Raw genomic sequence first — 19,153 nt, 5'->3', positions numbered from 1 at the left:
ATCCGGCCTACGAATCGTCTCCCCGTAGGCCGGATAAGGCATCAGCCACCATCCGGCAGTTCACATCTTACTTAACCGGACGCATTGCCGGGAACAGAATCACGTCGCGGATGGTGTGGCTGTTAGTGAACAGCATAACCATACGGTCGATACCAATACCCAGACCAGCAGTCGGCGGCAGACCATGTTCCAGAGCGGTGACGTAGTCTTCGTCGTAGAACATCGCTTCGTCATCGCCTGCATCTTTAGCATTAACCTGATCCTGGAAACGCTGCGCCTGATCTTCTGCATCGTTCAGCTCGCTGAAACCGTTACCGATTTCGCGGCCGCCAATGAAGAATTCAAAGCGATCGGTGATTTCCGGGTTTTCATCATTACGACGCGCCAGCGGAGAAACCTCTGCCGGATATTCGGTGATGAAGGTCGGCTGAATCAGGTGCGCTTCCGCCACTTCTTCAAAGATCTCCGTCACGATACGGCCCAGACCCCAGCTCTTCTCAACCTTGATGCCGATAGATTCAGCAATCGCTTTCGCTGAGTCGAAGTTGTCCAGATCCGCCATATTGGTTTCCGGACGGTATTTCTGAATCGCTTCGCGCATGGTCAGTTTTTCGAACGGTTTGCCAAAGTCGAAGACTTCTTCACCGTAGGGCACTTCGGTCGTCCCAAGAACATTCTGTGCCAGGGTACGGAACAACGATTCGGTCAGTTCGATCAGATCTTTGTAGTCCGCATACGCCATGTAGAGTTCCATCATGGTGAACTCAGGGTTATGGCGAACAGAGATGCCTTCATTACGGAAGTTGCGGTTAATTTCGAATACGCGTTCGAAACCGCCAACCACCAGACGCTTGAGGTACAGTTCCGGCGCAATACGCAGGTACATGTCCAGATCCAGCGCGTTATGGTGGGTGATAAACGGACGTGCTGCCGCACCGCCGGGGATCACCTGCATCATCGGGGTTTCAACTTCCATAAAGCCGCGGCCCACCATGAACTGACGGATACCCGCCATGATCTGTGAACGCACTTTAAAGGTGTTGCGGGATTCATCGTTAGAGATGAGATCCAGGTAACGCTGGCGGTAGCGCGCTTCCTGATCCTGCAGACCATGGAATTTATCCGGCAGTGGGCGCAGGGCTTTGGTCAACAGACGCAGCTCAGTGCAATGGATAGACAGTTCGCCGGTTTTGGTCTTAAACAACTTACCTTTCGCGCCGAGGATATCGCCCAGATCCCATTTTTTGAACTGCTCGTTGTAGACGCCTTCCGGCAGATCGTCGCGCGCAACGTACAACTGAATGCGTCCACCAACATCCTGCAGCGTCACGAATGATGCTTTACCCATAATACGACGGGTCATCATACGGCCAGCAACGGATACCTCAATGTTCAGCGCTTCCAGCTCTTCGTTTTCTTTCGCGTCGAAGTCAGCGTGCAGTTGGTCTGAGGTATGATCGCGACGGAAATCGTTCGGGAACGGGATCCCCTGCTCGCGCAGGCTAGCCAGCTTCTCACGACGCGTTTTCAGTTCATTGTTAAGGTCGGCTACCGCGTCAGCGCCCTGTGCGTGTTGTTCAGACATGTTGGTTCCTCATAACCCTGCTTTCAAACTTGCTTCGATAAATTGATCCAGGCTGCCATCCAGCACTGCCTGCGTGTTGCGGGTTTCAACCCCGGTACGCAGATCTTTAATGCGGGAGTCATCAAGGACATAAGAACGAATCTGGCTACCCCAGCCGATGTCAGACTTGGTGTCTTCCATCGCCTGTTTCTCGGCATTCTTCTTCTGCATTTCCAGTTCATAAAGCTTCGCTTTCATCTGCTTCATGGCCTGGTCTTTGTTCTTGTGCTGGGAACGGTCGTTCTGGCACTGCGTTACAATCCCGGTCGGGATGTGAGTGATACGCACCGCAGATTCCGTACGGTTAACGTGCTGACCGCCCGCACCCGAGGCGCGGTAAACGTCGATACGCAGGTCTGCCGGGTTGATATCGATATCGATATCATCGTCAACTTCCGGATAAACAAACGCAGAACTAAACGACGTATGGCGACGGCCACCGGAATCGAACGGACTCTTACGTACCAGACGATGTACACCGGTTTCCGTGCGCAGCCAACCGTAAGCATATTCTCCAGCGATTCTGATGGTCACGGATTTAATACCCGCCACTTCACCTTCAGACTCTTCAATAATTTCCGTCTTAAAGCCGCGAGCTTCAGCCCAACGCAGATACATACGCATCAGCATGCTGGCCCAATCCTGCGCTTCGGTACCGCCGGAGCCAGCCTGAATATCAAGATAGCAATCTGCGCTGTCATATTCACCGGAGAACATGCGACGGAATTCCAGCTGTGCCAGTTTATCTTCCAGCGTATCAAGTTCTGCTACGGCTTCGTTAAAGGTTTCTTCGTCGTCGGCTTCTACAGCCAGTTCCAGCAGGCCGGAGACATCTTCCAGGCCCTGGCTCATCTGGTCGAGCGTGTCGACAATGGCCTCAAGGGAAGAACGTTCTTTACCCAACGCCTGTGCGCGTTCGGGTTCGTTCCAGACGTCAGGCTGTTCCAGCTCGGCGTTTACTTCTTCCAGACGCTCTTTCTTAGCATCATAGTCAAAGATACCCCCTAAGAACGTCAGAGCGTTCCGTGAGGTCCTGAATGCGGTTATTTACCGGATTAATTTCAAACATGGTCTGATTTCTTTTATTGAACGAGTCAAAATGCGGTTATAAGAGCGGGATTGTAACCAATCCACACCCTTTTTTATAGAAAATAAACACGTCATCCTTCAAGCTGCCTCTTTACTGGCTGCGTGAATTTCACTCCGGTCACGTACTCTTTGTACGCTCGGGGACGCATTCACTTGCCGCTTCGATGTAGCCTGAATGATTATGTGTATCGTGACGCTATAGTGGCCAGATATTATCGATAATAATTTGCAGCGAGCGGTTGCCGCGAAATTCGTTAATATCCAGCTTATAGGCCAATTGAACCTCACGCACGCCGTTATCCGGCCAGCAACGGGTATCGACGTTAAACGCAATACCGTCCAGCAGCGGCCCGCCGCCAACCGGCTCCACCATCACTTTCAGGTGACGCTCACCAACAAGACGTTGCTGGAGCAGGCGAAAATGTCCATCAAACAGCGGCTCCGGGAACATTTGCCCCCACGGACCGGCATCGCGCAACATTTGCGCGACTTCCATGGTCATCTCTGCCGCACTCAGCGGACCATCAGAGACGACCTCACCCTGTAATAAAGCGGGGTCAAGCCATTCTGTTACCAGCTCGCCAAAACGCTGCTGGAAATGCCCGAACTGCGCTTCTTCCAGCGACAGGCCTGCTGCCATCGCATGTCCACCAAACTTAATGATCATGCCGGGATAAAGCGTATCCAGACGCTCCAGCACATCACGCATATGCAGTCCCTGGATCGAACGTCCGGAACCTTTTAAGGTGCCATCCCCCGCAGGAGCAAAGGCGATTACCGGACGATGGAAACGCTCTTTAATACGCGATGCCAGAATGCCGACTACCCCCTGGTGCCATTCGGGATGATACATCGCCAGCCCACCCGGTAGTGTGTCACTGCTGCGCTCCAGTTTTTCGCACAGGGTCAGAGCTTCAGTCTGCATTCCCTGTTCAATCTCTTTTCGCGTCTGGTTGAGTGCATCCAGTTCATTGGCCAGCATACGCGCCTCACCAATGTTATCGCACAGCAACAGCGCAACGCCGACGGACATATCATCCAGACGACCTGCTGCGTTCAGCCGAGGGCCAAGCGCAAAACCTAAATCACTGGCGGCCAGTTTAAGCGGGTCGCGATTGGAAATCTCCAGTAGCGCCTTAATGCCAGGGCGGCACTTTCCAGCACGAATTCGGCTTAAACCTTGCCACGTCAGGATACGGTTATTGGCATCCAGCGGCACCACGTCTGCTACTGTGCCCAAAGCAACCAGATCAAGCAAATCGGCCAGATTTGGCGGCGCGATACCACGTTCATCAAACCAGCCTTTGTCACGCAGGAAGGTGCGCAGCGCCAACATCAGGTAGAAGGCTACCCCCACACCTGCCAGCGATTTCGACGGAAATTCACAGTCGTGCAGGTTAGGATTGATGATTGCTTCCGCGCCCGGCAGCGTATCACCGGGTAGGTGGTGATCGGTCACCACCACCGGAATCTTCAGCGTTCTGGCATGCTCAACACCCGCGTGAGAAGATATGCCGTTGTCCACAGTGACGATCAGCTGAGCGCCCCGGGCATGCGCCTGATCCACGACTTCCGGGCTTAAGCCATATCCATCTTCAAAACGGTTGGGCACCAGGTAGTCAACATTACTACAGCCCAACGCACGCATCGCCAGGATGCTCAGTGCCGTGCTGGTCGCACCATCGGCATCGAAATCCCCCACCACAATGATGCGGGTCCCTTCGCGAAAGGCGTTATAGAGGATCTCAACCGCTTTTTCGACGCCGTTCAAATGCTGCCACGGCAACATCCCTTTCACGCTACGTTCAAGCTCCTGCGCACTACGCACGCCACGACTGGCGTACAAACGACGCAACAAGGGAGGCAAATCCGCAGGCAGTTCGGCAGTCTCGTCGGCCTCACGCCGACGGAGTTGTATCTGTTGTTTCACGCGAATTATTTACCGCTGGTCTGTTTTTCGTGTGCGTCGAGGAATTCTTTCATCTCTTTCGGCCCCTGATAGCCCGGGACAACATAGCCGTTGCTCAGAACAATCGCCGGTGTGCCACTGACGCCAAACTGCACGCCCAGTGCGTAATGATTCGCGATATCCACATCACAGGTCGCCGCTTTCACGCCCTTACCCGCCATCGCATCGTCAAAGGCTTTGTTTTTGTCTTTTGCACACCAGATTGACTTCATGTCCTGCTCAGCCTGGCTTTCCAGCCCCTGTCGAGGGAAGGCCAGATAACGGACGGTGATGCCCAGCGCGTTGTAGTCCTTCATTTCTTCATGCAACTTGTGGCAGTAGCCACAAGTGATGTCGGTGAAAACGGTGATGACGTGTTTTTCTTGCGGCGCTTTGTAGACGATCATCTCTTTTTCCAGCGCATTCAGATGCTTCATCAGCAGTTGGTTAGTGACATTCACCGGGCTTGCGCCACTTACGTCATACATCGGCCCCTGAATAATATGCTTGCCGTCTTCAGTAACGTACAGCACACCGCTATTGGTCAGTACGGTTTTCATGCCCGCAACCGGAGCAGGTTGAATTTCGGTGCTCTGCACACCCAGCTTCGCTAATGACTGGCGAATAGCCGCATCATCTGCATGCACCATGCCTGAAAACGCAGTAGCCAGCAGGGTGAGCATCATAAAACGTTTCTTCATAACCTATCCTTTACTGTCAGCACTCACGCTCGTGGGTGATGCTGTTGATGTAGTTGACGCAAGCGCTCCGTTGCGACATGTGTATAAATCTGTGTAGTCGAGAGATCGCTATGCCCCAGCAGCATCTGCACCACGCGCAGGTCAGCGCCGTGATTGAGCAAATGCGTGGCAAAAGCATGCCGCAATACGTGCGGCGACAGTTTCTCGCTGTCGATCCCTGCTAACACAGCATAGTGTTTAATACGATGCCAGAAAGTCTGACGGGTCATCTGCTGCGCACGCTGGCTGGGAAACAGTACGTCAATCGATACGCCGTTGAGCAACCACGGACGACCGTGTTCCAGGTATGTTTCCAGCCAGTACACGGCTTCTTCGCCCAACGGCACAAGCCGCTCTTTGTTGCCTTTACCAATCACCCGTACAACACCCTGGCGCAGACTAATATCGCTCATCGTCAGCCCCACCAACTCTGATACACGCAACCCCGTGGCGTACAAAACCTCCAGCATAGCTTTGTCGCGTAGCTCAAGCGGTTGGTCAATAAGCGGGGCCTGCAGCAGCCGTTCTACCTGCGCTTCGCTAAGATCTTTTGGCAAACGCTGCGGAAGTTTAGGTGAAGCAAGCGAGGCGCTTGGATCGTCTTCGCGAAATTTTTCGCCGTAAAGATGCTGAAAAAAACGCCGCATGGCACTGAGCAAACGTGCTGAACTGGTGGCTTTATACCCGCCATCCATTCGCTCAGCCAGCAGTGCCTGCAAATCATCGCTCTGCGCCGTCGCCAGTGAAATGCCACGATGGTGCAGCCATTCAACAAGCATTGTCAGATCGCGACGATACGCACTTAACGTGTTCTCCGCCAGATTTCGCTCCAGCCACAGGGCATCAAGAAATTGCTCGATGCGTGCCAGATCTTGTTCCACTCGCGCCCCTTAATTCACTCTCATTTTTGATGCATTATGCCTCATTGTGCCGAGATTGCGGCGATTCTGTTACACTAGCCGCAACGCTACAGCAGAATTGAGATGTTTACGTCATGAACATGGGTCTTTTTTACGGTTCCAGCACGTGCTACACCGAAATGGCAGCAGAAAAAATCCGCGATATCCTTGGTCCCGAACTGGTGACACTGCACAACCTCAAGGATGATTCCCCAGCCTTAATGGAGCAGTATGACGTGCTCATTTTGGGTATTCCAACCTGGGATTTCGGTGAAATTCAGGAAGACTGGGAAGCAGTCTGGGATCAACTGGACAACCTCAACCTGGAAGGCAAGATTGTCGCGCTTTACGGCATGGGCGATCAACTGGGGTACGGTGAGTGGTTCCTTGATGCACTGGGTATGCTGCATGATAAACTGGTCACCAAAGGTGTTAAGTTTGTCGGTTACTGGCCAACTGAAGGCTATGAATTCACCAGCGATAAACCCGTGATTGCCGATGGACAGCTGTTTGTCGGTTTAGCTCTGGATGAAACTAACCAGTACGACCTCAGCGATGAACGTATCCAGGCCTGGTGTGAGCAAATTCTCGGAGAAATGGCCGAACACTGGTCCTGATAACCGTGTTGCCGGATGATGGCGTGAATGCCTTCTCCGGCCTACATAGCGCACTAAACCGTAGCTGCTCGCCATCAATCATTCGCCAGCGTTAACCCTGCTTCACCTGTTGCAGCATTAACCGTCGCAAATCCCGCCACTCTGCGTCATCCATGCTGTCCGCTGCCAGCCACAAATGCTGACGTTTTCCCGCATCTGAACGCAAACGCAGCATCATGCCCGTTTTAATCATCCAGGGTGCACAAACGATAGACCACTCCTGCCCCTGCCAGCGCAGACGACCGTCCATTAACAGTCTAATCTCTCCCTGACAAGCGTTAATGCGACGCTGACTGCGTACGCTATCAAACACCACCAGAGAGAGCAGAACCAACCATAATGGGGTGTAGCTCAACGGCCAGGGCATCAATAAAATGAATACCGCAACCAGCCCATGAATGAGCAGAGAGAGCCACTGTGCGCGCCATGAAACGCGTAAATCAGATTGCCACTGGACCACGTTCCCGATTCCGTGTCTGGATGAGTCGCACCATCTGCTCCAACTGCTCATCAGCCGGTTTCCCATGATTCATCAACCAGTTAAATAAGTCTGGATCATCGCATTCCAGCAGACGGATAAAGATGCGTTTTTCTTCGTCACTTAAGTTGTCATACTCATGTTCGAAAAACGGCATGATAGAGATGTCCAGTTCACGCATACCGCGGCGGCATGCCCAATGAATACGTGCTTTGTTGTTAATATCCATGTTCTTTTCCCTGTCTCGCGAAAACGAAGTATCCGGCTATTGTAACGTGTTTTTCACGCTCTTTTACGGGAATATCAGTAAACGGAAGCGCGATCGCTAAATAAAACCACATTAAGTCAAAGGGTTCACTTTTTTGGATGTCTCCTCGCAAAGCTTAATAGAAGGCACAAACAGGATGTTTAAACCGCTTGCAATAGCCCATAGCTCTTTTACCATTAGTCATTATTACCGCGTTAAGCAAATCAGGACATTATTATGGCTTTTACATCATTTCCTCCTCGCCAGCCGTTTGCGTCGGCACGTTTGCCTCTGACGCTAATGACGCTCGACGACTGGGCTCTCGCCACCATTACTGGTGTCGACAGTGAAAAGTACATCCAGGGCCAGGTCACCGCTGATGTCAGCCAGATGACCGAACAGCAACACCTGCTGGCCGCTCACTGCGATGCCAAAGGTAAAATGTGGAGCAACCTGCGACTCTTCCGTCAGGCTGATGGTTTTGCCTGGCTTGAACGCCGTAGCCTGCGTGATGCCCAATTAACCGAACTGAAAAAATACGCCGTCTTCTCGAAGGTCGTGATTGCCCCGGATGATGAGCGCGTCCTGCTGGGCGTGGCAGGCTTCCAGGCGCGTGCGGCGCTAGCCAATCTCTTTAGCGAACTGCCAACCAGCGATAAGCAGGTCGTTACCCACGGCGCTTCCACCTTGCTGTGGTTCGGGCATCCGTCTGAACGCTTCCTGCTGATCGTTGATGTCGCAACAGCTGAGATGATTGCAGAGAAACTGCGTGGCGAAGCAGAATTGAATAACAGCCAGCAATGGCTGGCGCTGGATATCGAAGCGGGTATCCCGGTGATCGACACCGCTAACAGCGGTCAGTTTATTCCGCAGGCCACTAACCTTCAGGCTCTGGGTGGTATTAGCTTCAAAAAAGGTTGTTACACCGGTCAGGAAATGGTTGCCCGCGCAAAATTCCGCGGCGCCAATAAACGTGCAATGTGGACCCTGGCGGGTACTGCCAGCCGGGTACCAGAAGCAGGTGAAGATCTGGAACTAAAAATGGGTGAGAACTGGCGTCGTACCGGTACTGTTCTTGCTGCCGTGCAACTGGCCGATGGTCAGGTGTTAGTACAGGTTGTGATGAATAACGATATGGAAGCAGACAGCGTGTTCCGCGTGCGTGATGATGCGAAAACGCTGCATATTGTGCCGCTGCCGTATTCGTTAGACGAAGAGTAATTAGTCGGCCTGATAAGCGCAGCGCCATCAGGCAATTCAGTGCAGGCCGCCGGATGGCGGCGTTGCCTTATCCGGCCTAAAAACATATCCCGGGCGAGCGTTTACGCCGCCCTCGGGGTTGCACTGAATCTATGCGTTTTGCCCCACGTACAAATAAATCGCCAGAAAGTGACAAACACTGCCACCCAGCACAAACCCATGCCAGATAGCATGGTTGTAAGGAATACGTTTGCAGACGTAGAAAATCACGCCCAGCGAATATACCACGCCCCCCACAGCCAACAACGTCACACCGCCCGCCGCCAGCTTAACCGCCAGTTGATACACCACAATCAATGATAACCACCCCATCGTCAGATAGGTCACCAGCGACAAAACCTTAAAGCGGTGGGCAATAGTCAGTTTGAATAAAATACCAAGCAGCGCCAGACTCCAGATAACGATCATCAATCCACGCGCCAGCGGCGAATCCAGTCCCACCAGCAGAAACGGCGTGTAAGTCCCGGCAATCAGCAGATAAATAGCGCAATGGTCGAATTTTTTCAGCCAGATTTTCGCTTTCTGATGGGGGATTGCGTGATACAAGGTTGAAGCAAGGAACAGCAGGATCATGCTGCCGCCATACAGGCTATAGCTGGTAATCGCCATAGCACTGGCATTGGCATCCACTGCCTGAACCAGCAACAGCACCAGTCCGACAATCCCAAACACCAGTCCAATACCGTGACTGATGCTATTGGCTATTTCCTCAGCCAGCGAATATCCCTGCGCGATTAATGGCTTCTGAACCATAAGTTACTCCGGTAAAACGAACACTTTCGTGATTGCGCCTCTAGCGTAACTGAGAATGGTTCCAGTGAACACCTGTTAGCCAAAATATTTCTCAAAAAAATAAAAAATCAATAAAAATCATGTTGTTACATTTTATATTTCAGCTAACAGCTGTACCTTAAAAATTAAAGGCATTTAAAATCAATCACATAAAATTGCGTTTGTTGTGGATAGATCTCAGCAATCACCTGTTTAAGCTTATCAAGCGTCATGTTTTCCTGTCGGGCGTGTTGTTCCGTTAGCGTATCCAGTGTAACTGTTGAAGTGCCGACAACTTCAATCGTGCAGAAGTAGCCATCATCCTCGAAGCGCCCAACGCGCAGAATATCGCCGACTTTGAAGTGTGATTCAGACTCATCACGAATGGTGATGGTCTTACGTCCTGCCAGAATGTCATCCTGGAAGCGTTGAAAAAAAGTGATGTCATTTGGCTGCATGTTATTATTCCCTGTAGATGAAGTCTGATGAGTGAGTTTTGCCATTGTGAGTATGTTCTCCCACGCTGCCATCGCCAGTCTCAACAATCTTGAGATGCTGGTCTATAACTATGTCATCAAAAACCGTGACAAAGTCATGTACATGACCATTCGCGAACTGGCCGATGCCGTGGGCGTATCCACAACTACCGTGTTGCGCTTTTGCCGCAAGCTTAAGTGTGAGGGTTACTCAGAATTTCGCGTACGCTTTAAATTATATTTAGAGCAGAATGAACCGCAACAGGCTAATTTTGGCGCCAGCGAGATAATCAGCTTTTTTAAAGGCGTGAACAATGACGAGTTTGATAAACTGCTCGATCAGGCTGTTGATATTATATTATCTTCTGAGCGTATCATATTCGTCGGTGCGGGAACATCAGGAGCCTTAGCAAAATATGGCGCACGTTTTTTCTCCAATGTGGGTAAATTCAGTAACCATATCGACGACCCTTATTTTCCGGTAACCAATGATATGGCCAGAAACGCGCTGGCGATTGTCCTGTCCGTCTCTGGCGAAACAGAGGAAATCCTGCGTTTCGCCAGCCAGTTCAGCCTGCATAACTGTAAAGTCCTGTCGATTACCTGCCATGAGCATTCGCGACTGGCGAAACTCGCCGACTTTAACCTCTCGTGGCACGTACCGCAAACCCGCATAGCGGGGGTCTATGATATTACCACGCAAATTCCTGTTATTTATATTCTGGAATCACTTGGCCGCAAGCTGGCGAAAAGATTAGCGTAAAAAAAACAATATGTTTTTTTGATGTAACAAATCACATTTCCGCTATTTTGTTATATCGTGACATTTATCTTTCCTTTGTTAGACTCAAAATCAGATTGTATTAATTTGAGACTGAGCGCAGATGAAAAAACTTACCTTACCAAAAGATTTTTTATGGGGCGGCGCAGTAGCGGCGCATCAGGTTGAAGGCGGCTGGAACAAAGGTGGCAAAGGTCCCAGCATTTGCGACGTACTGACCGGTGGCGCACATGGTGTTCCCCGTGAGATCACTCAAGACATTGTGCCCGGCAAGTACTATCCCAACCATGAAGCTGTCGATTTTTACAGTCATTACAAAGAAGACATCAAGCTGTTTGCCGAAATGGGTTTCAAGTGCTTCCGTACCTCTATCGCATGGACCCGTATCTTCCCGCAAGGTGACGAATCACAACCGAACGAAGAAGGTCTGAAGTTCTACGATGATATGTTCGATGAATTGCTCAAATACAACATCGAGCCGGTTATCACGCTTTCCCACTTCGAAATGCCGCTGCATCTGGTTCAACAGTACGGTAGCTGGACCAATCGCAAAGTCGTCGATTTCTTTGTTCGTTTTGCCGAAGTTGTCTTTGAGCGCTACAAGCACAAGGTCAAATACTGGATGACCTTCAATGAAATCAACAACCAGCGTAACTGGCGCGCACCACTTTTTGGTTACTGCTGTTCCGGCGTTGTGTATACCGAACATGAAAATCCAGAAGAAACCATGTATCAGGTGCTACATCACCAGTTTATTGCCAGTGCGTTGGCGGTAAAGGCGGCACGTCGCATCAACCCTGAAATGAAGGTCGGTTGCATGCTGGCGATGGTACCGCTGTATCCGTTCTCCTGTAAGCCTGAAGATGTAATGTTCGCGCAGGAATCTATGCGTGAGCGCTATGTTTTCACCGACGTTCAACTGCGCGGTTACTACCCGTCTTATGTGCTGAATGAATGGGAGCGCCGCGAATTCAACATCAGGATGGAAGAGGGTGATAAACAAATCCTGCGTGAAGGGACCTGCGACTATCTCGGCTTCAGCTATTACATGACTAACGCAGTAAAAGCAGAAGGTGGTAGCGGCGATGCAATCTCGGGTTTTGAAGGCAGTGTGCCAAATCCGCACGTAAAGGCCTCCGACTGGGGCTGGCAGGTAGATCCTGTTGGGCTGCGCTATGCGTTATGCGAACTTTACGAGCGTTATCAGAAACCGCTGTTTATCGTCGAAAACGGGTTTGGCGCCTACGATAAAGTGGAACAAGACGGTAGCATCATCGATGACTATCGTATCGACTATCTGCGTGCTCATGTCGAAGAGATGATGAAAGCGGTAACGTATGATGGCGTGGATCTGATGGGCTACACGCCGTGGGGTTGCATCGACTGCGTATCATTCACCACCGGCCAGTACAGTAAACGGTATGGTTTTATCTATGTGAATAAACACGACGATGGCACCGGCGATATGTCGCGTTCGCGCAAGAAAAGTTTTAACTGGTACAAAGAGGTAATTGCCAGCAACGGCGAGAAACGTTAACTACACGAGATAATACGTACTTACCTGCGTGATGCCAGGTAAGTACGCAAACAAAGAGATCACCAGGTTTTACCGACTTTAAACTCCCAACGTACATTTTCCATTTTGGTCGCCGATTTAGCCTCTTGCATTACAGGAAAGAATGAGCCGAAACCAAGCCAAACATTTATTGAATCAATCGCAACATTGAAAGAAGGACCAATAACCCATTCGGTAGTACCTGACTGATTATTTATCACACGGCCCGTTGATAGCTCCCGGGTGCCAGAATCATTATGGCTATACGCACTTTCCACGCCAATATCCCACGGTATTTCGCTAAACATATAACGGAATTGGGTATTCCATTGAAACTCATTCCCACGTTTAACATCCTGATTTCCGCGTTCAAACGGCCCCTGGAAGATAAAATCCATATCACCTTTAATATTCGGGGTAAAAAACTTCGTTAATGACACGGATGCCCGGCCACCCCACGCCCCATTACCGGGTAAATGGTTATCTCCATCCTGCCCCGTCGGTAACAGCACCGCTCCGCCAACTGTCAGCCAAAATGGCGCCCCCGCTCGCTGACTCAACAACGCATAGCTCAGGCCAACTGACTGGTCGCCCAACCCTTCTATATGTTCGGGAGACATATTGTTGCGTCGATTATTAATATAAGATCCAACTGTCACACCTTCGAGTCGGTCAGTCATTCCGTAACGGATTTTGAGCAGCCATATTTGAGAGTAAATATCCGGACTTCCGCTTCCCTTTATTTGATTATCCTTATCACGAAAGGAACTGTTTACTGCTGTCAGTAACATTCCCTGCGGAAGTAGCGAACCACCTGAAATTGCTGTGTTAACAGGAGCACCTAATATTTTACTTGGGGATGATGTATTACCTTTTGCATCCGCACTCATTGCATTTATAGATATAAAATATATAATTAACGGCAGCAAGCTTAACTTATTCATCATTTCCTCCTGAAATGAAAATACCGCAGATTATTTCACAGAAAATATATTTGAGTTATTTATGGTATTTAATTTTTCATAAATAAAGGGGATTTAAAACAACGTTAATTTACTGGAAATGATGAGAATAAATTGAGATACAAATTCCGTTTTAAGAGATTATATACCTTACTACAATGGCGTTTAACGACGCCCATATCTCTGTCGCCGGATTCGGGATCTTTTCTCCGGGTCTACCTGAGGATAACATTATTACAGATGCGGATTACCGGGAAAACGGCAGTCCGCGACATAAATATACGCTTCGGGTTGCACACTTATGGCACGGTAAGCGCAGTACGCTATCAACGCACTTACTTCCCCCCCGCTAATTCAAGAAAACTGCCCGTCACGTAAGAGGCCTTTTCGCTCAGCAGCCAAACTATCGCCTGCGCGACCTCTTCCGGCTGTCCGCCTCGCTGCATAGGCAACATGGATTTCACGCGGTCCACCCTGTCCGGCTCTCCTCCACTGGCATGCATTTCGGTATAGATAAGGCCTGGTCGTACGCAGTTTACACGAATCCCCTGTGCCGCCACTTCCAGCGCCAGCCCGGTCGTTAGCGAATCCACAGCCCCTTTCGATGCGGCATAATCAACATATTCGAAAGGCGCGCCAAGCCTTGATGCGGCTGAAGAAACATTCACAATCGCCCCACCCTGACCACCGTGTTTTAACGACATCCGTTTTACCGCTTCCCGACAACACAGAAAATAGCCGGTCACATTGGTTGCCAGGACACGGTTGATTCGCTCAGCCGTGAGGTTCTCCACCGTGCTCTGCTCAAACAAAATCCCGGCATTATTGACCAGTGCAACCAATGGTTCGCCTTCGCGGTCAATCGCGTCAAACATCGCCACCACCTGACTCTCATCACTGATATCCGCACGCAGAATAAACGCGTTCCCTCCAGCGGCTATGATGCGATTTACCACCTCCGTTGCGGCGCGAATATTATGATGAAAGTTAACCGCAACCGTGTAGCCCTCTTCTGCCAGCTGCAATGCAGTTGCCCGTCCAATACCACGACTGCCGCCAGTAACCAGTGCGATTCCCATACATTCCTCCAGATATGAAAAAGCCGGGAGGCGGCTTCGCCTTACCCGGCCTGGAAACGGCTTTACTACACGGAAAAATTACTGATATTCGCTCATCGGTACGCAAGAGCAGAACAGGTTACGGTCACCGTAAACGTCATCGAGACGCTTCACGGTCGGCCAGTATTTGTTCGCCACACCCACCGGGAAGACAGCAATTTCGCGGCTATAACCGTGAGTCCACTCAGACACCAGTTCATTCTGGGTATGTGGAGAGTTAACCAGCGGGTTATCTTCCAGCGGCCATTCACCGGCTTTCACGCGATCGATCTCAGCGCGGATAGCCAGCATCGCATTGATAAAGCGATCCAATTCTACTTTGCTTTCGGATTCCGTTGGTTCGACCATCAGCGTACCCGCAACCGGGAATGACATGGTCGGCGCATGGAAACCGTAATCGATCAGACGCTTGGCAATATCCAGTTCGCTGATACCGGTCTCTTCTTTCAGTGGGCGAATGTCGAGAATACATTCATGTGCCACACGGCCGTCACGACCAGTATACAACACCGGATAGGCATCTTTCAGACGGCTGGCAATGTAGTTAGCATTCAGAATTGCCACCTGGCTTGCCTGCTTCAGACCTTCTGCGCCCATCATACGGATATACATCCAACTGATTGGCAGAATAGATGCGCTACCGAACGGAGCGGCAGAAACAGCGCCCTGACGGGTGAGCATCCCTTCAATCTGTACCACACTGTGGCCCGGCACGAACGGTGCCAGATGCGATTTAACGCCGATCGGTCCCATACCTGGGCCGCCGCCGCCGTGCGGAATGCAGAACGTTTTATGCAGGTTGAGGTGTGATACATCTGCGCCAATAAAGCCTGGCGAAGTAATACCAACCTGGGCGTTCATGTTCGCACCATCAAGGTAAACCTGCCCGCCAAACTGATGCACAATTTCGCACACTTCACGGATGGTTTCTTCATATACGCCGTGCGTAGACGGATAGGTGACCATGATGCAGGAGAGATTTTCGGCGTGTTGTTCTGCTTTTGCACGCAAATCGTCCAGGTCGATGTTGCCGTTCTTATCACAGGCGACAACCACCACCTGCATACCCGCCATCTGAGCGGAAGCCGGGTTGGTACCATGAGCAGAAGCCGGGATCAGGCAGATATCACGATGGCCTTCGTTACGGCTTTCGTGATAATGACGAATTGCCAGCAGGCCAGCATATTCACCCTGTGCGCCGGAGTTCGGCTGCATGCAAACGGCGTCATAACCGGTCAGTTTAACCAGCCAGTCAGACAGTTGACCTATCATCTGGTGATAACCTTCTGCCTGTTCCGGCGGACAGAACGGGTGCAGTTCGGCAAATTCCGGCCAGGTGATTGGAATCATCTCAGCGGCCGCATTCAGCTTCATGGTGCAGGAGCCCAGCGGGATCATCGCCTGGTTCAGTGCCAGATCTTTACGCTCCAACGAGTGCATGTAGCGCATCATTTCGGTTTCGCTATGGTAGCGATTAAATACCGGATGGCTGAGGATTGCGTCATCACGCAGCATGCTGTCCTGAATAGAACGGCTGTCGAGCGCCACATCTTTATCCAGCGTATCGATGTTCAGGCCGTGGCTGTCGCCCAGCAGGACGTTGAACAATTGCACCACATTTTCGCGAGTGGTGGTTTCATCGAGGGTGATACCTACTGCGTTATGAATATCGCTGCGCAGGTTGATTTCAGCCGCTTCAGCACGCGCCAGCACGGAGGCTTTGTCAGCCACTTCGACACACAGGGTATCGAAGTAATGCGCATGCCGCAGCTTCAGTCCTTTCTGTTGCAGACCTGCCGCCAGAATATCGGCCAGGCGGTGGATGCGGTTGGCGATGCGTTTCAGGCCTACCGGACCATGATAAACGGCATACAAACTGGCGATGTTGGCCAGCAGTACCTGCGAGGTACAAATGTTGGAGTTCGCTTTCTCGCGACGGATATGCTGCTCGCGAGTCTGCATCGCCATACGCAGTGCGGTATTGCCCGCCGCATCTTTGGATACGCCGATAATACGGCCTGGCATGGAGCGCTTGAATTCATCTTTAGCAGCAAAGAACGCTGCGTGTGGACCACCGTAGCCCATCGGTACGCCGAAACGCTGCGCAGAGCCGAACACAATGTCTGCGCCCTGTTTACCTGGAGCGGTCAGCAGAACCAGCGCCATAAAATCGGCAGCAACGCTGACCACGACTTTACGGGATTTCAGTTCAGCAATCAGTTTGCTGTAATCGTGCACTTCACCGGTAGTGCCAACCTGCTGTAACAGCACGCCGAACACATCCTGGTGATCCAGTGCTTTTTCCGCATCATCGACGATAACGTCAAAACCGAAGGTTTCCGCACGGGTACGCACAACATCCAGGGTTTGCGGATGAACATCAGCCGCGACGAAGAAACGGTTGGCGTTTTTCAGCTTGCTGACGCGTTTTGCCATCGCCATAGCTTCAGCGGCAGCGGTGGCTTCATCCAGCAGAGACGCGGAAGCCATGTCCAGACCAGTCAGGTCCAGCGTGACTTGTTGGAAATTCAGCAGCGCTTCCAGGCGCCCCTGAGAGACTTCTGGCTGATACGGCGTATACGCCGTGTACCAGCCCGGGTTTTCCAGCATGTTGCGCAGGATAACCGGCGGTAATTGTACGGCGGTGTAACCCATGCCAATGTAGGACGTGAAGCGCTTGTTACGCCCGGCGATGGCTTTTAATTCAGCCAGCGCGGCGTATTCGGTCGCCGCCTCGCCCACCTGTGGCGGGGTTGCGAGCTGAATGTCTTTCGGCACAATCTGGCCGATCAGCGCGTTTAACGACTCGGCGCCAACGGCATTCAGCATCTCTTGCTGCTGCGCGGCATCCGGTCCGATGTGGCGTTCAATGAAAGCGCCGCTGTTTTCAAGCTGGCTTAACGTCTGTGTCATGGGCGATGGTTCCTGAAACGTGCAGTGAATCGTAGGTGTCTCTACTTACCTGAATACGCAAAATGATTCGCGTTGCAGGTGTGCGAGGAAACCAACACACCTGCAACGTGAAGAATGACGCGTATTTATTCGTCTTCTAACAAAGCTTCGTATGCAGTCGCATCCAGCAGTGATTCAATCTCACTTTCATCGCTGGCTTTGATTTTGAAGATCCAGCCACCGGCATACGGCTCGCTGTTAACCAGTTCAGGAGAGTCGCTGAGTGCATCATTAACCGCAACAATCTCACCGCCGACCGGCGCATAAATATCAGATGCCGCTTTTACGGATTCCGCAACCGCGCAGTCATCACCCGCACTAACGGTCGTGCCAACGTCGGGCAGATCAACGAAAACCATGTCGCCCAGCAGCTCCTGAGCGTGTTCGGTGATACCAACGGTATAAGAACCGTCAGCTTCTTTGCGCAGCCATTCGTGTTCTTTGCTGTATTTCAGTTCTGCAGGTACGTTGCTCATCAATCAATCTCCAAAAAAGGATGAATTACGCGACGGCTTTGCCGTTACGCACAAAAACAGGTTTAGTCACTTTTACCGGCATTTCGCGGTTACGAATTTGCACAATCGCCGTTTCGCCGATACCCGCCGGAACGCGTGCCAGCGCGATGCTGTAGCCCAACGTTGGGGAGAAGGTTCCGCTGGTGATGATGCCTTCATGCGGGTTGCCCGACGCATCAGTAAAACGCACTGGCAGTTCATTACGCAGCACGCCTTTCTCGGTCATCACCAGCCCGACCAGTTGCTCATGGCCTTTTTCGCGCTGCATTTCCAGCGCTTCACGACCAATAAAGTCGCGATCGGTCGGTTCCCACGCGATAGTCCATCCCATATTGGCCGCCAGCGGGGAGATACCTTCATCCATCTCCTGACCATACAGGTTCATACCGGCTTCTAAACGCAGCGTATCACGCGCGCCCAGACCGCAAGGCTGAACACCTGCTTCGACCAGCGCACGCCAGAAATCCGCGGCCTTTTCATTCGGCATTGCAATTTCATATCCCGCTTCGCCGGTATAACCCGTGGTCGCGATAAACAAATCACCTGCCTGAACGCCGAAGAACGGTTTCATACCTTCAACAGCATGGCGTTGTTCGTCAGTAAACAGCGTGGCAGCTTTTGCCTGCGCGTTTGGTCCTTGCACCGCGATCAGTGACAGGTCATCACGAACGGTGATGTCGATGGCGTAAGGTTCAGCGTGTTGGGTAATCCAGGAGAGGTCTTTTTCGCGAGTGGCGGAGTTTACAACGAGGCGGAAGAAATCTTCAGTGAAGTAGTAGACAATCAGGTCATCTATCACGCCGCCCGAAGCATTGAGCATTCCGGAGTAAAGGGCTTTACCTGTCTTCGTTAGCTTCGCGACGTCGTTTGCCAGCAGATAGCGCAAGAACTCCCGGGTGCGGCTGCCGCGCAGGTCGACGATGGTCATGTGCGACACATCAAACATACCGGCATCGGTGCGGACAGCATGGTGCTCATCGAGCTGAGAACCGTAATGCAGTGGCATCATCCAGCCATGGAAATCAACCATGCGCGCGCCACATAGCGTGTGTTGTTCGTACAAAGGAGTCTGTTGAGCCATC

At 51.5% G+C, this 19,153-nt stretch carries 18 protein-coding genes; 4 read left to right on the top strand and 14 right to left on the bottom strand.

The window, feature by feature from the left end:
- Positions 1-67: 67 nt before the first annotated feature.
- The 5 genes from lysS to xerD form a co-directional block, all read right to left on the bottom strand.
- Positions 68-1,585 (bottom strand): lysine--tRNA ligase, encoded by a 1,518-nt coding sequence (gene lysS / locus ACLJXE_RS18650; RefSeq protein ID WP_115642921.1) that lies wholly within the window; start codon positions 1,583-1,585, stop codon positions 68-70.
- 9 nt (positions 1,586-1,594) lie between these two features.
- A protein-coding gene (prfB, locus tag ACLJXE_RS18645) for a peptide chain release factor 2 (protein ID WP_096878465.1) occupies positions 1,595-2,693 on the bottom strand; the annotation gives its coding sequence in 2 pieces (ribosomal slippage) (positions 1,595-2,617 and positions 2,619-2,693; 1,098 coding nt in all).
- A 216-nt stretch (positions 2,694-2,909) separates the two neighbouring features.
- Positions 2,910-4,643: a single-stranded-DNA-specific exonuclease RecJ gene (gene recJ / locus ACLJXE_RS18640; protein WP_410751656.1), complete on the bottom strand. Its 1,734-nt coding sequence runs from the start codon at positions 4,641-4,643 to the stop codon at positions 2,910-2,912.
- 5 nt (positions 4,644-4,648) lie between these two features.
- Positions 4,649-5,362, bottom strand: a complete 714-nt coding sequence (dsbC, locus tag ACLJXE_RS18635; RefSeq protein ID WP_101742745.1) for a bifunctional protein-disulfide isomerase/oxidoreductase DsbC — start codon at positions 5,360-5,362, stop codon at positions 4,649-4,651.
- A 23-nt stretch (positions 5,363-5,385) separates the two neighbouring features.
- The gene (xerD, locus tag ACLJXE_RS18630; protein WP_005123354.1) at positions 5,386-6,282 is read right to left on the bottom strand and encodes a site-specific tyrosine recombinase XerD; all 897 of its coding nucleotides are present in this window, start codon (positions 6,280-6,282) and stop codon (positions 5,386-5,388) included.
- A gap of 113 nt (positions 6,283-6,395) precedes the next feature.
- Here xerD and fldB point away from each other — a divergent pair, with 113 nt between their 5' ends.
- Positions 6,396-6,917 carry a flavodoxin FldB gene (fldB, locus tag ACLJXE_RS18625; protein ID WP_048213164.1) on the top strand — a complete coding sequence of 174 codons (522 nt, stop codon included), beginning with the start codon at positions 6,396-6,398 and terminating at the stop codon, positions 6,915-6,917.
- Between the two features lie 91 nt (positions 6,918-7,008).
- Here fldB and ACLJXE_RS18620 read toward each other — a convergent pair whose 3' ends face one another.
- Together ACLJXE_RS18620 and sdhE are read right to left on the bottom strand one after the other, a co-directional pair.
- A complete protein-coding gene (locus ACLJXE_RS18620; protein WP_048213165.1) occupies positions 7,009-7,416 on the bottom strand; it encodes a protein YgfX in 408 nt (135 codons plus the stop codon).
- Positions 7,397-7,663, bottom strand: a complete 267-nt coding sequence (gene sdhE / locus ACLJXE_RS18615; RefSeq protein ID WP_005123351.1) for an FAD assembly factor SdhE — start codon at positions 7,661-7,663, stop codon at positions 7,397-7,399. The genes ACLJXE_RS18620 and sdhE overlap by 20 nt, the downstream gene beginning before the upstream one ends.
- Positions 7,664-7,918: 255 nt before the next feature.
- Here sdhE and ygfZ point away from each other — a divergent pair, with 255 nt between their 5' ends.
- A complete protein-coding gene (gene ygfZ, locus ACLJXE_RS18610) occupies positions 7,919-8,902 on the top strand; it encodes a tRNA-modifying protein YgfZ (protein ID WP_410751655.1) in 984 nt (327 codons plus the stop codon).
- Between the two features lie 129 nt (positions 8,903-9,031).
- On the opposite strand, the gene trhA is transcribed toward ygfZ, so the two are convergent.
- Both trhA and yqfB read right to left on the bottom strand, forming a co-directional pair.
- Entirely contained in the window at positions 9,032-9,694 is a 663-nt protein-coding gene (gene trhA / locus ACLJXE_RS18605; RefSeq protein ID WP_286629562.1) for a PAQR family membrane homeostasis protein TrhA, read from the bottom strand.
- 164 nt (positions 9,695-9,858) lie between these two features.
- Positions 9,859-10,170, bottom strand: a complete 312-nt coding sequence (gene yqfB, locus ACLJXE_RS18600; RefSeq protein WP_410751654.1) for a N(4)-acetylcytidine aminohydrolase — start codon at positions 10,168-10,170, stop codon at positions 9,859-9,861.
- Positions 10,171-10,222: 52 nt separating this feature from the next.
- On the opposite strand from yqfB, the gene ACLJXE_RS18595 reads away from it, so the two are divergent.
- Both ACLJXE_RS18595 and bglA read left to right on the top strand, forming a co-directional pair.
- Complete coding sequence (locus ACLJXE_RS18595) at positions 10,223-10,951, top strand: MurR/RpiR family transcriptional regulator (protein WP_286629729.1); 729 nt, start codon at positions 10,223-10,225, stop codon at positions 10,949-10,951.
- Positions 10,952-11,072: 121 nt separating this feature from the next.
- Positions 11,073-12,506, top strand: coding sequence for a 6-phospho-beta-glucosidase BglA (bglA, locus tag ACLJXE_RS18590; protein WP_410751653.1), 1,434 nt, complete (start codon positions 11,073-11,075; stop codon positions 12,504-12,506).
- A 59-nt stretch (positions 12,507-12,565) separates the two neighbouring features.
- Here bglA and ACLJXE_RS18585 read toward each other — a convergent pair whose 3' ends face one another.
- The 5 genes from ACLJXE_RS18585 to gcvT all read right to left on the bottom strand — a co-directional run bounded on the left by ACLJXE_RS18585 (position 12,566) and on the right by gcvT (position 19,152).
- A complete protein-coding gene (locus ACLJXE_RS18585; RefSeq protein WP_410751715.1) occupies positions 12,566-13,468 on the bottom strand; it encodes a transporter in 903 nt (300 codons plus the stop codon).
- Between the two features lie 353 nt (positions 13,469-13,821).
- On the bottom strand, positions 13,822-14,565 hold the full coding sequence (locus ACLJXE_RS18580) for an SDR family oxidoreductase (protein ID WP_410751652.1): 744 nt from the start codon (positions 14,563-14,565) through the stop codon (positions 13,822-13,824).
- A 78-nt stretch (positions 14,566-14,643) separates the two neighbouring features.
- Positions 14,644-17,517 (bottom strand): aminomethyl-transferring glycine dehydrogenase, encoded by a 2,874-nt coding sequence (gcvP, locus tag ACLJXE_RS18575; protein WP_410751651.1) that lies wholly within the window; start codon positions 17,515-17,517, stop codon positions 14,644-14,646.
- 125 nt (positions 17,518-17,642) lie between these two features.
- Positions 17,643-18,032: a glycine cleavage system protein GcvH gene (gene gcvH, locus ACLJXE_RS18570; RefSeq protein WP_137382650.1), complete on the bottom strand. Its 390-nt coding sequence runs from the start codon at positions 18,030-18,032 to the stop codon at positions 17,643-17,645.
- A 25-nt stretch (positions 18,033-18,057) separates the two neighbouring features.
- The gene (gene gcvT, locus ACLJXE_RS18565) at positions 18,058-19,152 is read right to left on the bottom strand and encodes a glycine cleavage system aminomethyltransferase GcvT (RefSeq protein WP_410751650.1); all 1,095 of its coding nucleotides are present in this window, start codon (positions 19,150-19,152) and stop codon (positions 18,058-18,060) included.
- Between the last annotated feature and the right edge of the window lies 1 nt (position 19,153).

This window comes from Citrobacter sp. U14242 (assembly GCF_046555775.1).
In the GTDB taxonomy this organism is placed as follows: Bacteria; Pseudomonadota; Gammaproteobacteria; order Enterobacterales; family Enterobacteriaceae; genus Citrobacter.
Note: the sequence above shows the minus strand (reverse complement) of the source record. Positions and strands in the feature narration are given on the sequence as shown.

Bases quoted from the DNA above. Each gene is read 5' to 3' on its own strand.
- lysS (WP_115642921.1), bottom strand. From the start codon at position 1,585: ATGTCTGAACAACACGCACAGGGCGCTGACGCGGTAGCCGACCTTAAC.
- dsbC (WP_101742745.1), bottom strand. From the start codon at position 5,362: ATGAAGAAACGTTTTATGATGCTCACCCTGCTGGCTACTGCGTTTTCA.
- fldB (WP_048213164.1), top strand. From the start codon at position 6,396: ATGAACATGGGTCTTTTTTACGGTTCCAGCACGTGCTACACCGAAATG.
- sdhE (WP_005123351.1), bottom strand. From the start codon at position 7,663: ATGGATATTAACAACAAAGCACGTATTCATTGGGCATGCCGCCGCGGT.
- ygfZ (WP_410751655.1), top strand. From the start codon at position 7,919: ATGGCTTTTACATCATTTCCTCCTCGCCAGCCGTTTGCGTCGGCACGT.
- trhA (WP_286629562.1), bottom strand. From the start codon at position 9,694: ATGGTTCAGAAGCCATTAATCGCGCAGGGATATTCGCTGGCTGAGGAA.
- yqfB (WP_410751654.1), bottom strand. From the start codon at position 10,170: ATGCAGCCAAATGACATCACTTTTTTTCAACGCTTCCAGGATGACATT.
- ACLJXE_RS18595 (WP_286629729.1), top strand. From the start codon at position 10,223: ATGTTCTCCCACGCTGCCATCGCCAGTCTCAACAATCTTGAGATGCTG.
- bglA (WP_410751653.1), top strand. From the start codon at position 11,073: ATGAAAAAACTTACCTTACCAAAAGATTTTTTATGGGGCGGCGCAGTA.
- ACLJXE_RS18585 (WP_410751715.1), bottom strand. From the start codon at position 13,468: ATGAATAAGTTAAGCTTGCTGCCGTTAATTATATATTTTATATCTATA.
- ACLJXE_RS18580 (WP_410751652.1), bottom strand. From the start codon at position 14,565: ATGGGAATCGCACTGGTTACTGGCGGCAGTCGTGGTATTGGACGGGCA.
- gcvP (WP_410751651.1), bottom strand. From the start codon at position 17,517: ATGACACAGACGTTAAGCCAGCTTGAAAACAGCGGCGCTTTCATTGAA.
- gcvH (WP_137382650.1), bottom strand. From the start codon at position 18,032: ATGAGCAACGTACCTGCAGAACTGAAATACAGCAAAGAACACGAATGG.
- gcvT (WP_410751650.1), bottom strand. From the start codon at position 19,152: ATGGCTCAACAGACTCCTTTGTACGAACAACACACGCTATGTGGCGCG.